General features: G+C 78.6%; 1 protein-coding gene. It reads left to right on the top strand.

Translation table 11 applies throughout. The features are described from left to right. On the top strand, positions 1–1,179 hold a 1,179-nt coding region (locus N866_RS18985), incomplete at its 5' end, for a trans-sulfuration enzyme family protein (protein ID WP_034229809.1). Between the last annotated feature and the right edge of the window lie 6 nt (positions 1,180–1,185).

Below are 1,185 nucleotides of genomic sequence, written 5' to 3'. Positions count from 1 at the left end.
GCCGCCCCAGCGCACCGGCACGGGCTCGCGCCCGCCACAGTCGCCGTCGCGGCCGGCCGCCCCGACCGCCGGCAGGGCGCGCCGGTGAACCCGCCCGTGGTGCTGTCCTCCACCTACGTCTCGGCCGGTGTCCCGGGACCGGACGAGCTGCTCTACGCGCGGGCGGACACGGAGACGTGGCAGCCCTTCGAGGAGGCGCTCGCGGCCCTGGAGGAGGCGGCGCTGCCGGCCCTCGTCTACGGCTCCGGCATGGCGGCCGTCGCCGCGGCGCTCTCCCTCGTCCCGCCCGGGGGCCGCCTCGTCGTCCCCCGCCACGCCTACCAGATCACGCTCGGCCTGGCCGCGGAGCTCGCCGGCCGCGGGGCGCTGACCGTCGAGCACGTCGACATCGCGGACACCGACGCGGTCCTGGCGGCCGTGCGCGGCCAGGCTGCCGACGGCGCCGGCACGCCCGCGGCGATGCTCTGGGTCGAGTCGCCGACGAACCCGATGCTCGAGGTCGCCGACCTGCCGGCCCTCGCGGCCGGTGCCCGCGCCACGGGCACGCTCGTCGTCGTCGACAACACCTTCGCCACGCCCCTGGGGCAGCGGCCCCTCCGGGTCGGCGCGCACGTCGTCCTGCACTCGGTGACGAAGTACCTCGCCGGCCACTCCGACGTCGTCCTGGGGGCCCTCGCGACCGACGACGCCGGGCTGCGTGCCCGGCTCGCCGCGTACCGGACCATGCACGGCGCGGTCGCCGGGCCGTGGGAGGTCTGGCTCGCGCTCCGTGGCCTGCGGACGCTGGCGCTGCGGGTGGCGCAGTCGCAGCGCTCCGCGGCCGAGCTGGCCGCCCGCCTGGCCGCCCACCCCGCCGTGGCGGAGGTCCGGCACCCGAGCCTGCCCGGCGACCCCGGCCACGAGCGGGCCACGCGGCTGCTGTCCGGCTACGGGTCGATCCTCGGTGTGCGCCCGCACGGCGGCGTCGCGGCGGCGGACGCGGTCGTCGACGCGGTGCGGCTGTGGCTCCCCGCCACCAGCCTGGGCGGGGTGGAGTCCAGCCTGGAGCGCCGCCGCCGGTTCGCCACGGAGTCGGGCACCGTCCCGGAGGACCTGCTGCGCCTGTCCGTCGGCATCGAGGACGTCGAGGACCTCTGGGCGGACCTGTCGGCGGCCCTGGACTCCCTCGGCGGTCGCTGAGCCGCC

The organism is Actinotalea ferrariae CF5-4, from assembly GCF_000603945.1.
Classification (GTDB): domain Bacteria; phylum Actinomycetota; class Actinomycetes; order Actinomycetales; family Cellulomonadaceae; genus Actinotalea; species Actinotalea ferrariae.
The sequence above is the reverse complement of the archived record's forward strand: the minus strand, read 5'-3'. Positions and strand labels throughout refer to the sequence as shown.